Here is a 13,893-nt window from a genome sequence, read left to right on the forward strand (position 1 = left end):
GGCCTTGCGGCGGTACTGTGGCTCGCCTGCGTGGTTCGGCTGGCTGACATTTGGCGGGCATTACGGCGGCAGGGTTGGATGCAGGGTGCTGTTTCCGATCGTGCTGGGTTCTGGGATCGGCGGGGCGCTGGTGTTGGCGTGCTTTTTTGCGGAGTACCCCTGGCTGCTGGACGCTTGGCTCTGCGTGGGTTACCTGAGCTATATCCTGCTGATGGACCGGAACGGGCGGGAGTATACCCCCAGCGGGATGACAGGGCTTTACGGCGTGTTGCTCCTCATTGCGTTTGTCTAGTTCGCGGCGCTGCGGCCGTTTCCGGTGGACCAGTAGCGGGTTTGATACATAAAAAATAAAAGGAGATCGTATGAAGGAAGTATTATTGCTTAAATGCGGGGAGATCGTCCTCAAGGGCCTCAACCGCAAAACCTTTGAGGACCGGCTGCTCAAAAACCTGTCGCGGCGCATGAAGCACGTCGCGGACTGTGGGATTTCCATGCGGCAGTCGGTCGTGTACGTCGAGGTGCCGGAGGAGGCCGACGCGGACGCGGTCATGGACTGCGCGCGGCATGTATTCGGCTTCGCGACTATCTCGCGCGCAGCCGTGTGTCCGGAAAAGACGCTCGAAAGCGTGATCGAGACCGCGCAGTCCTATCTGGCGCCGCGCTTTGCGCAGGCAGGGACTTTTAAGGTGGAAACCAAGCGCGGGGACAAAAAATTCCCTATGACCTCGACCGAGATCAGCCAGCGGGTCGGGGGCGAGCTGGCCGACCGTTTTCCGGCGGTCAAACCGGATATGCACTGCCCCGACCTGACCGTGCATGTCGAAATGCGTGAAAAGTACGCCTTTGTGCATGCCGGCCCCGAGCCGGGCGCGGGCGGTATGCCGATCGGCTCGAATGGCAGGGCCGCGCTGCTGCTGTCCGGCGGCATCGACAGTCCGGTTGCGGGCTGGATGATGGCCAAGCGCGGCCTGGAGCTGGTGGGCATCCATTTCTTCAGCTATCCCTACACCTCGGAGCGCGCCAAGGAGAAGGTACTCGAGCTGGGGCGCAAGCTGACCGTGTGGTGCGGCCGCATGAGCGTGATGGTGGTGCCGTTCACCAGGATCCAGGAGGAGATCCGCGAAAAGTGCCATGAGGAGCTGTTTACGCTCATCATGCGGCGCTTCATGATGCGCATTGCGGAAAGGGTCGCCGTGGAATATGGCTGCGGCGCGCTGATCACGGGCGAGTCGCTCGGCCAGGTGGCCAGCCAGACCATGCCCGCGATGGCCGTGACCGGCGCGGTGTGCGGGCTGCCCGTGTTCCGCCCGTGCATCGGCATGGACAAGGAGGAGATCGTGACCATCGCGCGTAAGATCGACACCTTTGAAACCTCCATCCTGCCCTATGAGGACTGCTGTACGGTGTTCACCCCCAAGCACCCGAACACCAAGCCCAAAATGCCGAAAATACTCGAGGCGGAAAGCCGCCTGGAGGTGGACGCGCTGGTGGAAGAGGCGGTCGCGGGGGTGGAGATCATCCATCTGCCGTGAGTATAGGGGGCTTCAAAAGCCCCCTATATACGAAAGACGCCGCCCAAGGCGGCTAAGTCGAGGTATCAAAACCCACGCACATGTCGCGGGTTTTGATGGTTTGCGCATGGCGCAAACCGATTTTATGCGCGCTACGGCGCGAAAGGAGAAGCAGTTATGAATGCAGAACTGATCGCCGTCGGAACCGAGATCCTGCTCGGCGACATTGTCAACACGGATGCGCAGCTCATCTCGCAGGGACTGAGCGAGCTTGGCATCAACGTATTTTACCAGACCGTGGTCGGAGACAATCCGGCTCGCCTGCGCCATGTGGTCGAAACGGCGCGCGACCGCGCGGACATCATCATCACCACCGGCGGCCTCGGCCCCACGCTCGACGACCTGACAAAGGAAACGCTAGCCTCGGTCTTCGGGAAAAAGATGGCGTTGCACCAGCCCTCGCTCGACCGCATCAAGGGCTTTTTCCAGACCATTGGCCGAGAGATGACGCCGAACAACGAAAAACAGGCCTGGCTGCCCGAGGGCTGCACCGTGTTCGTCAACGAATGGGGGACCGCCCCGGGCTGCGCGTTCGAGGCGTATGGCAAGCATGTCATCATGCTGCCCGGCCCCCTGCGCGAGTGCAACCCCATGTGGAAGGAATGCGCGATGCCCTACCTGTACAAGTTCGCGGGCGGCTGCATCGTCTCGCGCAATATCCGCGTGTTCGGCCTGGGTGAGAGCAATATGGAAACCATTCTGCACGACATGATGGCCGAGAGCAAAAACCCAACTATCGCGCCCTACGCCAAGACCTCGGAGTGCTTCGCGCGCGTGACCGCCAAGGCGGACACGCCGGAGGAATGCGAAAAGCTGCTCGCGCCGGTTGTGGAAAAGATCTGCGGCCTGCTGGGCGAGGATGTGTACGGCGTGGATGTGGATTCGCTGGAGCAGGTCGTGGGCGACGGACTGCGGGCGCGCGGCCTGACGCTCGCCGTGGCGGAAAGCTGCACGGGCGGGCTGCTGTCCAAGCGCATCACGGACGTGCCGGGCTGCTCGGTGTATTATCTGGGCGGCGTATGCTCCTATGCTAACGAGGTCAAGACGCGCCTGCTGGGCGTCCGGAAGGAGACGCTGGATACGGTCGGTGCGGTGTCGCCCGAGGTGGCCGAGCAGATGGCCGCGGGCGTGGCGCAGGCGCTGGGCGCGGATGTGGGCGTGGGCATCACGGGCGTGGCCGGACCGGGCGGCGGGACTGACGACAAGCCGGTCGGCCTGGTGTACATCAGCGTATGGCACAAGGGGCGGAACTACACCCGTAAGATGAAGTCCATGAACGGGCGCGACCGTGTGCGCATGCAGGCGGCCTCCACCGCGCTGGATATGATACGCCGGAACATTTTCTGAACAGAACATAGGGATATTGTGCATTATCTCAACATTTCCCGACAAAAGCTGTTGAAACCGAACAAAATTTTCATTAAAAAAGTCTGGTAATTGTGTAAAATTGCTGGACTTTTTTTCTCTGTTGATGTATACTATATCCAACTAAAGCCAGGCTTGCTGCGGAAAAACAAGCGAAATAGACAAAAAATCGTAAAAAAATGGAAAAAGGCTTGTTTTAGCGGTTTATAAGAGGGAGAGGATGCAATATGAAGAAGAAAAGCGCATCGCCGGCCGGCGGGAAGCGGAGTAAGCTCTTCTATTCGGGAAGAGACTGCCGCGCGTATGACTATATGGGCGCGCACCCGCTGGTGCAGGACGGCGAACCAGGATACCTGTTCCGTGTTTACGCGCCGGAGGCCGAAAAGGTTTCGGTCATGGGCGAATTCAACGGCTGGGACCGTGAAGTGGATTACATGGAGCGGGACGAGCAGGGCATCTGGGAAAAATTTATCCCGCATGTTCCGGAATATGCCGCATATAAGTATAGCGTATGGGCAAAATCGGGCGATGTGTTCGATAAATCCGATCCCTACGGCTTCCACGCCGAAACCCGCCCGGGCAACGCCTCCAAGGTGTTCGACATCGAGGGCTACGAATGGAGCGACACCTCCTGGATGGAATGGCGCAAAAGCCATCTGCCCTACTCCAGTCCGGTGAATATTTACGAATGCCATCTCGGCTCCTGGAAGCTGCATGAGGACGGGAACTTCTATTCCTACCGCCAGCTTGCGGACGAGCTGGTACCCTATGTCAAGGAAATGGGCTATACCCATATCGAATTCATGCCCCTGACCGAATACCCGTTCGACGGTTCGTGGGGGTATCAGGTCATCGGCTATTTCGCGGCGACAAGCCGCTACGGTACGCCCAAGGATCTGATGTACCTGATCGACAAGGCGCACCAGGCCGGCATCGGCGTCATCATGGACTGGGTGCCGGCGCATTTCCCCAAGGATGGATGCGGGCTGGTCGAGTTTGACGGCTCGTATCTGTACGAATACGCCGACCCGCTCAAGATGGAGCACAAGGAATGGGGGACGCGCGTGTTCGATTACGGCAAGGTGTCCACGCGCAACCTGCTGTTCTCCTCCGCGATGTTCTGGATCGAAAAATTCCATATGGACGGCCTTCGCGTGGACGCGGTCGCCTCCATGCTGTATCTGGATTACAACCGCCAGCATGAATGGCGCCCCAATATCCACGGCGGCCGCGAGAACCTGGAAGCCATCGATTTCCTGCGCCTGCTCAACGAGTATATCCTGACCGACCATCCGGACGTCATGATGATCGCGGAGGAATCCACCGCCTGGCCGATGGTCACCAAGCCGGGCTACGACGGCGGCCTGGGCTTCAATTTCAAGTGGAACATGGGCTGGATGAACGACATGCTGTGCTACTGCTCGGCGGATCCGTTCTTCCGCAAGGATATGCACGACAAGATCACGTTCTCGTTCATGTACGCGTTTTCGGAGAATTATATCCTCCCGCTGTCGCATGACGAGGTGGTGCATGGAAAGTCCTCGCTGATCGGCAAGATGCCCGACCCGTATGAGAATAAATTCGGCGGCCTGCGTGCGCTGTACGGCTACATGGCCGCGCACCCGGGCAAGAAGATGCTGTTCATGGGCGGCGAATTCGCGCAGTTCTCCGAATGGGCCTATCAGCGCGGGCTGGATTGGATGCTGCTGGATTATCCGGCGCATAAGCAGATGCAGACCTATGTTAAGGCGCTCAACCATTTCTATCTGGAAACGCCGCAGCTCTGGGAGCAGGATACCGACTGGCGCGGCTTTGAATGGATCAGTCATGAGGACAACCGCAATAACATCATTGCGTTCCGGCGGATCGCGGCAGATGGAAGCGATATCGTGATCGTGGTCAACTTCTCGCCGGAGATGCAGGAGGTCTACCGCATCGGCGTGCCGTTCGCGGGCAGCTATGAGGAAATCTTTACCTCGGACAGGACGGAATTCGGCGGCAGCGGCCTGTCCAACGGCAGGGTGAGGAGCGAAAACAAGCCGCTGCACGGGCAGGAGCAGTCCATCAGGATCCAGATTCCGCGGTTCGGCGTGCTGTTCTTCAAGGGCAAGCCGCGCGCCAAGCGCCGCACCAAGGCCGAGATCGAAGCGGCCAAGAAAGCCGCGGAAGCCCAAAAGGGCAAAACGTCCAAGGCGGTCGCCAAGACGGGGACGCGCGCAGTGCGGGCAACCGGCACCAGGGCAGTGGCGAAAACGGGCGAAAAAGCCGTTGCCAAGACCGGCACGCGGGCGGTCGCCAAACCGGCGGAAAAGGCGCCGGCTGTCCGTCCGGACGGGGAAAAGTAGGAAAAATGCCGTTCCCACGGCATATATAGAGTAAACCGCAGAAAAAGGAGAGTCATCAATGTATCGGAAAAAAGAATGCGTGGCCATGCTGCTCGCAGGTGGACAGGGCAGCCGCCTGTATGTGCTGACGAAGAACGTCGCCAAGCCCGCGGTACCGTTTGGGGGCAAGTACCGCATTATCGACTTCCCGCTGTCCAACTGCACCAATTCGGGCATTGATACGGTGGGCGTACTCACGCAGTACGAGCCGCATGTGCTCAACGCCTATATCGGTTCGGGCCAGACCTGGGACCTCGACCGCCTGCGCGGCGGCGTGTACGTCCTGCCGCCGTACCAGAAGGGCAAGGCCTCCGAGTGGTACAAGGGTACGGCGAACGCGATCTACCAGAATATCGCATTTATCGACGAGTACGACCCCGAATATGTGCTGATCCTTTCAGGCGACCATATCTACAAGATGAACTACAACAAGATGCTGCAGCAGCACAAGCAGACCGGCGCGGACGCGACCATCGCGGTGCTGGACGTGCCGCTGGCCGAGGCGTCCCGCTTCGGCATCATGAACTGCAAGCCGGACGGCACGATCTATGAATTCGAGGAAAAGCCCAAGAACCCGAAGTCCACGCTGGCGTCCATGGGCATTTATATCTTCTCCTGGAAAAAGCTGCGCCAGTATCTGATCGAGGACGAGGAGAACAAGAAGTCCTCCAACGACTTCGGCAAGGATATCATTCCGACCATGCTGGGCAACGGGGAGAAGATGGTCTCCTATCGGTTCGAGGGCTACTGGAAGGACGTCGGCACGATCGAATCCCTGTGGGAAGCCAACATGGACCTGCTCTCGCCGAATTCCGGACTCAACCTCAAGGACGATAGCTGGAAGATCTACGGCCGCACCACGGGCTCGCCCCCGCACTTTACGGCCAAGGACGCGGTCGTCAAGCACACGCTGCTTTCCGAGGGCTGTGAGATCGCGGGCGACGTTTCCGAATCCGTGCTGTTCTCGGATGTGAAGATCGCAAGGGGGGCAAAGGTCGAGTACTCCATCCTTATGCCGGGCGCGGTTGTGGAAGAGGGCGCGACCGTGCAGTATTCGATCGTGGCGGAGAACGCCGTGATCGCCAAGGACGCGGTCGTCGGAGGCAGCCCGTCGGATGGCGACGTGGAAAAATGGGGCGTTGCCGTTGTCGCAGAGGGCGTGCGCATCGGACGCGGCGCCAAGCTGGCAGCGAAGGAAATGGCAGACGAAGACCTGCCGGACATGATTTAAGGGGGCGGACATGATGAACAGTGTTTTAGGCATCATCATTGCGTTTGACAATGACAACGATCTGCGTGAGATCACCGAGCACCGCACGGTGGGCGCGGTGCAGTGGGGCGGCCGGTACCGCATCATCGATTTTATGCTGTCCAATATGGTCAATTCCGGGATTTACCGCATCGGCGTGCTGATGAAGGACAAGTATCAGTCCCTGATCGACCACATCAGCAACGCAAAGGACTGGGACCTGTCCCGCAAGAACTCGGGCGTCACCCTGCTGCCGCCGTATTCGTATGCGCGCAAGGCCTCGCCGCTCGTCACCGGCGAGTACCGCGGCAAGATCGACGCGCTGGCCGGCGCGGTCGATTTCCTGCAGAAAAACAAGGCGGATTACGTTGTGGTCGCGGACGGCGATATCGTCGCCAACGTCCCGCTGGACGACGTACTCGACCGGCATATCAAATCCGGCGCGGACCTGACCATGGTCTGCACCAAGAAGCAGAAGGATTCCCCGTATGCGACCTATGTTGAGCTGAACCGCAAAAAGGAAGCGGTCGATATCCGCGTGGGCGATTCCAACGAGGGCAAGTGCAAGCACACCTCGCTCGGCATCTATGTGATGAGCCGCCAGTACCTCATCCACATGCTCTCCGACTGCGTTACACACAACTGCATCCACTTCGAGCGCGAGTTCCTGACCCGCGCGCAGATGGACGGCACGGTCGCCGGCTACCTGTTCAACGAATACGCGGTCAAGATCGAGGATACGTTCGATTATTTCCGCTCGAACATGGATATGCTCGATAAGGAGGTGCGGGACGAGGTGTTTCTGCGCACCCGCCCGATCCTGACCCGCATCAAGGACGAGGCGCCCGCGTATTATGGCGACAAGGCCGAGGTGGAGGACAGCCTGATCGCGGACGGCTGTACGATCGAGGGCTATGTGAAAAACTGCATCCTGTTCCGCGACGTGGTGATCGAAAAGGGCGCAAAGGTCGAGGACTGCATCATCATGGAGGGCGGGCGTATCCTGTCCGACGCGTCGCTGCGCCATGTGATCACGGATCGCAACGTCATCGTCCGCAACGGACGCACCATGATGGGCCATGAGAACTACCCGATCACGATTGCCAAAAACGCTACAGTTTGATCAAGAAATTGTTAAAACCATGACAAAAAGGCCAAAATGAGGCTGTAAAGCGAGAAATGTTCGTTGAATTTCCCTATATTGCAGGGAGACAGAATTTAGTATAATGAAAATACCGAGGTACGGAAGCGGGGGCCTCTCCCCGCTTTCGCGCCGCCTATTGGGGAGGCTCGGCTCTTATGAAAATCATGTACGTTACCAGCGAATGCGCCCCGTTTGTAAAAACCGGCGGCTTGGGCGATGTCGCGGGCTCTCTGCCCAAGGCCCTCGCGGCAAAGGGACACGACGTGCGCGTGTTCTGCCCCCTGTATTCGTCGATCGGCCAGGAATGGCGGGAAAAGTTTTATTACCTGAAAAACGCCTATGTGCGTTTGGGCTGGCGTAACCAGTACTGCGGTGTGTTCCGCTATGAGTTGGATGGCGTGACTTTCTATTTCATCGACAACGAGTACTATTTCGCCCGTGGCCAAGTCTATGGCGAGTATGACGACGCGGAGCGCTTCGCCTATTTTTCCAAGGCGGTACTCGAGGTACTGCCCGACCTGGAATGGAAGCCGGATGTCATCAACTGCAACGACTGGCAATCCGCGCTGGTGCCGGTGTACTATAACCTGATGTTCTCCGCGCGCCCCTTCTATGAGAATATCAAGACCGTGTTCACCATCCACAATATCCAGTACCAGGGCCGCTACGGCCGCGAGATCCTCGAGTATGTGCTTGGCATCGACGACGCGCATTTCCGCTCCGGCTTCATGGCGATGGACGGGGACGTCAACCTGATGAAGGCCGCGATCGTGGCCTCCACCGCGGTCACAACGGTTTCGCCTACCTACGCGGCCGAGATACAGACCGAGTATTATGGCTACCGCCTGGATTCCGTGCTGCGCATGAACAGCTACAAGCTGCACGGAATCCTCAACGGCATCGATATGGATGCGTTCAATCCGGAAACCGACCCCAAGCTGTTCAAAAACTACGGGCCGCGCAATCCGGAGGACAAGACGGTCAACAAGCTCGAGCTGCTCAAGCTCTGCGGCCTGGAGGGCGACGAGAACACGCCGGTCATCGGCATGGTCACCCGTTTTGTGGACCAGAAGGGCCTGGACCTGATCGAAGCCGTGCTGCACGATATCCTGTCCGACGACCTGCGGCTGATCGTGCTGGGCAAAGGCGACTGGCGGTACGAGCAGATGTTCCTGGAGGCCAAGCGCCGCTATCCGGCCAAGATCTCCGCGTCCATCATGTTCTCGGGCGACTTGGCCAACCGCATTTACGGCGGCTGCGACATGTTCCTGATGCCGTCCAAATTCGAACCGTGCGGGCTGGCGCAGATGATCTCGCTGCGCTACGGCACCATCCCGATCGTGCGTGAGACCGGCGGCCTGAAGGACACCGTGCAGGCGTTTGTCGATTACGCCGGCACGGGCAACGGCTTCACCTTCGCCAGCTATAACGCGCATGACATGCTGCATGTGATCCGCGAGGCCTGCGGCGTGTTCCGCTATAACAAGCCCGCGTGGAACAAATTGATGCTCCAGGGCATGAAGAGCGACTTCAGCTGGGGCAGCTCGGCTGATAAATACATAGAGGTTTACCACTCTGCCCTGGGGTGGTAAAACCCGCAAAGCAAATTAAGTGAGGAGACAAGAGATACCATGCCAAAGAACCTGTACACCAAGAATGCGCTGAAAGAGGCCATCGCCGGCAAGCTGCAGCGGCATTTTGCCTGCGAAGTGGCGGACGCCACCAAGGATCAGATTTATGAGGCCTGCGCGCTCGTTGTCCGCGACGCGCTGACCGAGCATATGATCCAGACCCAGAACGAGGTCGAAAAATATGGGGAGCGGCAGGTGCATTACCTGTGCATGGAATTTCTTGTCGGCCGCAGCCTGCGCAACAACGCTTATAATCTGGGCATGCTGGACGAATTGACCGCGGCGCTCAAGGAAATGGGCTACGAGATGGCCGATATCTTCGAGCAGGAGGCCGACCCCGGCCTCGGCAACGGCGGCCTGGGCCGCCTGGCCGCCTGCTATATGGACGGTATGGCCACTACGGGCGTGCGCGGCACAGGCTACTCCATCCGCTATGAGCACGGCATCTTCAAGCAGAAGATCGAGGACGGGCAGCAGGTGGAGCTGCCGGATTCCTGGCTCGCTTCCGGCGACGTATGGCAGATACCGGCCATGGACGATACCCGCGAGGTCAGGATCGGCGGTACGATCGATACCCATTTTGACGAAAACGGAAAGCTGGTCGTGGAATACCACGATTACACGCCGGTGCTGGCGGTGCCGTATGATATGCCGATCTCGGGCTATGATACGGGCAACATCGCGCGCCTGCGCCTGTGGGAGGCAAAAAGCCCGATTGCGCTGGATATGAAGCTGTTCTCCTCCGGCGAATACCTCAAGGCGCTGGAAAAGCACGCCATGGCGGAGACGATCTCCATGGTCCTGTATCCGGAGGATAACCATCGCGAGGGCCAGTCCCTGCGCCTGAAGCAGCAGTATTTTCTGGTTTCGGCGACGCTGCAGGATATCTGTGCCAAGCACAAGGCCAAGTACGGCACGCTCGCCAACTTTGCGCACAAGCATGTGCTGCACATCAACGACACCCATCCGACGCTGGTCATCCCCGAGCTGATGCGTATTCTGATGGACGATAACGATATGTCCTGGGAAAATGCGTGGAACATCACCAGCCAGTCGGTCGCCTATACCAACCATACGGTCATGCCCGAGGCGCTGGAGTGCTGGCCGGTATCGCTCGTGCAGGAGCTGATGCCGCGCATCATGCAGATCATCCACGAGATCAACGAGCGCTTCTGTCGGGACCTGTGGAACTACTTCCCGAACGATTTCCAGAAGATCTCCAGGCTCGCCATCGTGTCGGACGGGATCGTCCGCATGGCGCATCTGGCCATCGCCGGCTCGTTCTCGATCAACGGCGTGTCCGCGCTGCATTCAGACATCCTCAAGGAGCGCGTGTTCAAGGATTTCTACACGATCTATCCGGCGAAGTTCCGCAACGTTACCAACGGCATTGCGCACCGCCGCTGGCTGTGCGAGGCCAACCCGAAGCTGGCCGCGCTGATCGAGAGCAAGATCGGCAAGGGCTACCGCAAGCACCCCTCCGAGCTACAGGTACTCGCCAACTATGGCGAGGATAAGGCGCTGCTCGCCCAGCTCGGCCAGATCAAGCGCGACAACAAGCTGCGCCTGGCGGAGTATATTAAGGAGCATAACGGCATCGAGGTCAACATGGACTCGATTTTCGACGTGCAGGTCAAGCGCCTGCATGAGTACAAGCGCCAGATGCTCAACATTCTGCATATTATCTCGCTGTACCACAAGCTCAAGGATAACCCGGGCATGGACTTCGTGCCGCGCACGTTTGTTTTCGGCTCCAAGGCCGCGCCGGGCTATGCGGTGGCGAAAAAGACCATCCAGCTCATCCATTCGATCGCCAATATGATTAACAACGATCCGGATATCGGGGATAAGCTCAAGGTTGTGTTCATCGAGGATTACAAGGTCTCCTTGGCGGAAATGATCATGCCGGCCGCGGAGATCTCCGAGCAGATCTCGATCGCGGGCAAGGAAGCCTCCGGCACGGGCAACATGAAGTTCATGATGAACGGCGCGCTGACCATCGGCACGATGGACGGCGCCAACGTGGAGATCTGCGAGGCCGTGGGCCGCGAGAATATCTTCATTTTCGGCATGGAAACGCCCGAGGCCGAGGCGCTCGCCGCTTCCGGCAACTATGAGCCTATGCTGATCTACCAGAACGATCCGGTCATCAAGCGCGTGATGGATCATATGATCCACGGCTTTGGCGATGGGGTGGATTATACCGACCTGGCGAACCTGCTGCTGCACGGCGGCAACGGCGGGCCGGCCGACCGGTATATGAGCCTGAAGGACTTCTCCTCCTACGCGGTCGCGCAGGAGCGCGTGGGCGAGATGTACCGCCGGCCGGAGAACTGGAACTATATGTCCCTGATGAATATTGCCAATTCCGGCCGTTTCGCCGCGGACCGCTCGGTCGCGGAATATGCGCAGAATATCTGGCGCGTCAAAACAAACTTTGCATTTTAAAAAAACACAACAAGGGAAAGGGGTTGCCTGCGGGCAGCCCTTTTTTCTGTGGGGGAGAGCGCCGCACCTGCGGCAAAACAGTGAAGAGATTGTGAACAAAACGACCGTACAGGCCGTTTTTTGTTTACCGGCAGGCCGTTTTGTGCTATACTATATAAAGAGTTTTTATGTTTGGGGGAACTGTTTTTGAAAGCCATTCCCGATTGTATGTTCCACTCCCGTGAGCTTGCCTGCAAGAAGCCCTACGGCGCGGTAAAGGCAGGGGAAACGGTCGAGTTTTCTGTTTATCCCAGGCGCGAGCGCGGCATCCAGTATGTGACACTGTGGGTCGAGGAGGATGGCGGTCAGCCGGAAGCGTTCCCGATGCGCTGGTATGGGCTGGCTGGCGCGCGGGACCGGTACAGCACGTCGTTCACGCCCGATCACGCGGGGCTGTACTGGTACTACTTCACGGTAGACGGCTCGGACGGTCCGGTGTACGCCATGCGTGGCTATGGCGGCCGCTGCGAGATTCTGGACACCCTGGGGGACAAATATCAGCTCACGGTCTACGATCCGGCGTACCGGCCTCCCTCCTGGTTTGGGGAAGGCATTACCTACAATATCTTTCCGGACCGCTTCTGTCGGGACAGAATGCCCGTCCAGCCCGAGGGCGAGGGCGTCGCGCCGCGCGTGCTGCATGAGAACTGGGACGACATTCCGGTTTATCAGCCGGATGGGAACGGCGAGATCCTCAATAACGATTTTTTCGGCGGCACGCTGCGCGGTGTGATCGAAAAGCTGGATTACCTCGAGAGCCTGCATGTGCGCACGATTTATTTCAATCCGATCTTCCAGGCGTATTCCAACCACCGCTATGACACAGGCGACTACAAGCGCGTCGATCCCCTGCTCGGCAGCGAGGAGGACTTCCAGACGCTGTGCGTGGAGGCGGCGGCGCGCGGCATGCGCGTCGTATTGGACGGTGTGTTCAACCACACGGGCTACGACAGCCGCTATTTCAACGGCCGCGGCCGGTATGACAGCGTAGGCGCGCACCAGTCGCAAGAATCGCCCTATTACCGCTGGTTTGATTTTCAACAGTGGCCGGACCAATACGGCTCCTGGTGGGGCATTTATACGCTGCCGCAGGTGCGCGAGATGGACGAGAGTTATCTCGACTATATCATTGACAACGAGGACAGCGTCATCCGCCGCTGGCTGCGCTTGGGCGCCTCCGGCTGGCGGCTCGACGTGGCCGACGAGCTGCCGGACGCCTTTATCCGGCGCCTGAACGCGGCGGCCAAGCAGGAAAAGCCGGATGCGCTCATCATCGGCGAGGTGTGGGAGGACGCCTCCAACAAAATCGCCTATTCCGAACGCCGCCGGTATTTCCAGGGCGGCGAGCTGGACTCGGTCATGAACTACCCGTTGCGCGACGCGATCCTGGCGTTCCTGAACGGCGGAACGGCCGAGCATTTCGCGGAAACCATGGAGTGCATTCGCGAAAATTATCCGCGCGATGTGTTTTATAACCTGATGAATGTGATCGGCACGCACGATACCGCGCGTGCGCTTACCATCCTCGGTGTGTCCGAAGAGGAGTGGCACATGGACCGCGACGGACGCGCGCATTATGCGCTCCCACCAGACCGGCTGGAAAGCGCGCAGCGGCGGCTGCGGCTGGCCGCGGTCATCCAGTTCACCATGCCCGGCTCGCCCACCATTTACTATGGGGACGAGGCAGGGCGGCAGGGCTTTGAGGACCCATTCAACCGCCGTACCTATCCATGGGGCGCGGAGGACCGCGCGCTGCTGGGCTTTTACCGCAAGCTGTGCGCGCTGCGCGCGGACAGCGACACGCTCGCGCGCGGCGGGCTGCGCTTCCTTCGCTGCGAGGGCGCGCTGCTGCAGTACGAGCGGGAAACCGAGCATTCCCGCCTGCTGATCCTGGTCAACCGCGGCCACCATGCGGTGCGCACCCATGCGCGCGCAGTCTATGCGGTTGATATGCTGGACGGGGCGGAATTCGACCGCGCGGACAGCCGCGGCATCCATGTCACGGTGCCGCCGGAAACCGCCTATATTCTGCGCTGCTTCGGCACGCCGTGAGAAAGGGAGC

Annotated in this window: 9 protein-coding genes; all 9 read left to right on the plus strand. The window is 59.3% G+C overall.

The features are described from left to right. The first annotated feature begins 4 nt into the window (after nt 1-4). The 9 genes from DBQ51_RS10080 to DBQ51_RS10120 all read left to right on the plus strand — a co-directional run bounded on the left by DBQ51_RS10080 (nt 5) and on the right by DBQ51_RS10120 (nt 13,883). Entirely contained in the window at nt 5-292 is a 288-nt protein-coding gene (locus DBQ51_RS10080) for a hypothetical protein (protein ID WP_159068150.1), read from the plus strand. 70 nt (nt 293-362) lie between these two features. After that, entirely contained in the window at nt 363-1,532 is a 1,170-nt protein-coding gene (thiI, locus tag DBQ51_RS10085; RefSeq protein ID WP_054327394.1) for a tRNA uracil 4-sulfurtransferase ThiI, read from the plus strand. A 156-nt stretch (nt 1,533-1,688) separates the two neighbouring features. Beyond that, nucleotides 1,689-2,918, plus strand: coding sequence for a competence/damage-inducible protein A (locus DBQ51_RS10090; protein ID WP_107631492.1), 1,230 nt, complete (start codon nt 1,689-1,691; stop codon nt 2,916-2,918). 245 nt (nt 2,919-3,163) lie between these two features. Beyond that, on the plus strand, nt 3,164-5,281 hold the full coding sequence (gene glgB, locus DBQ51_RS10095; protein ID WP_107631493.1) for a 1,4-alpha-glucan branching protein GlgB: 2,118 nt from the start codon (nt 3,164-3,166) through the stop codon (nt 5,279-5,281). A 58-nt stretch (nt 5,282-5,339) separates the two neighbouring features. Continuing rightward, the gene (locus DBQ51_RS10100; protein ID WP_054327396.1) at nt 5,340-6,551 is read left to right on the plus strand and encodes a glucose-1-phosphate adenylyltransferase; all 1,212 of its coding nucleotides are present in this window, start codon (nt 5,340-5,342) and stop codon (nt 6,549-6,551) included. A 10-nt stretch (nt 6,552-6,561) separates the two neighbouring features. Beyond that, nucleotides 6,562-7,692 carry a glucose-1-phosphate adenylyltransferase subunit GlgD gene (gene glgD / locus DBQ51_RS10105; RefSeq protein ID WP_107631494.1) on the plus strand — a complete coding sequence of 377 codons (1,131 nt, stop codon included), beginning with the start codon at nt 6,562-6,564 and terminating at the stop codon, nt 7,690-7,692. Between the two features lie 176 nt (nt 7,693-7,868). Further along, on the plus strand, nt 7,869-9,305 hold the full coding sequence (gene glgA, locus DBQ51_RS10110) for a glycogen synthase GlgA (RefSeq protein WP_107631495.1): 1,437 nt from the start codon (nt 7,869-7,871) through the stop codon (nt 9,303-9,305). Nucleotides 9,306-9,344: 39 nt separating this feature from the next. Then, the gene (locus tag DBQ51_RS10115; RefSeq protein ID WP_054327399.1) at nt 9,345-11,792 is read left to right on the plus strand and encodes a glycogen/starch/alpha-glucan phosphorylase; all 2,448 of its coding nucleotides are present in this window, start codon (nt 9,345-9,347) and stop codon (nt 11,790-11,792) included. Nucleotides 11,793-11,978: 186 nt separating this feature from the next. Continuing rightward, nucleotides 11,979-13,883: a glycoside hydrolase family 13 protein gene (locus DBQ51_RS10120; protein ID WP_147573794.1), complete on the plus strand. Its 1,905-nt coding sequence runs from the start codon at nt 11,979-11,981 to the stop codon at nt 13,881-13,883. The last annotated feature ends 10 nt before the right edge of the window (nt 13,884-13,893 follow it).

It is taken from the genome of Agathobaculum massiliense, assembly GCF_900291975.1.
GTDB lineage: Bacteria > Bacillota > Clostridia > Oscillospirales > Butyricicoccaceae > Agathobaculum > Agathobaculum ammoniilyticum.

What these genes read in the sequence shown, in the direction of transcription:
- DBQ51_RS10115 (WP_054327399.1), top strand. Translation starts at nt 9,345, where the DNA reads ATGCCAAAGAACCTGTACACCAAGAATGCGCTGAAAGAGGCCATCGCC.
- thiI (WP_054327394.1), top strand. Translation starts at nt 363, where the DNA reads ATGAAGGAAGTATTATTGCTTAAATGCGGGGAGATCGTCCTCAAGGGC.
- glgD (WP_107631494.1), top strand. Translation starts at nt 6,562, where the DNA reads ATGATGAACAGTGTTTTAGGCATCATCATTGCGTTTGACAATGACAAC.
- DBQ51_RS10100 (WP_054327396.1), top strand. Translation starts at nt 5,340, where the DNA reads ATGTATCGGAAAAAAGAATGCGTGGCCATGCTGCTCGCAGGTGGACAG.
- DBQ51_RS10090 (WP_107631492.1), top strand. Translation starts at nt 1,689, where the DNA reads ATGAATGCAGAACTGATCGCCGTCGGAACCGAGATCCTGCTCGGCGAC.
- glgB (WP_107631493.1), top strand. Translation starts at nt 3,164, where the DNA reads ATGAAGAAGAAAAGCGCATCGCCGGCCGGCGGGAAGCGGAGTAAGCTC.
- glgA (WP_107631495.1), top strand. Translation starts at nt 7,869, where the DNA reads ATGAAAATCATGTACGTTACCAGCGAATGCGCCCCGTTTGTAAAAACC.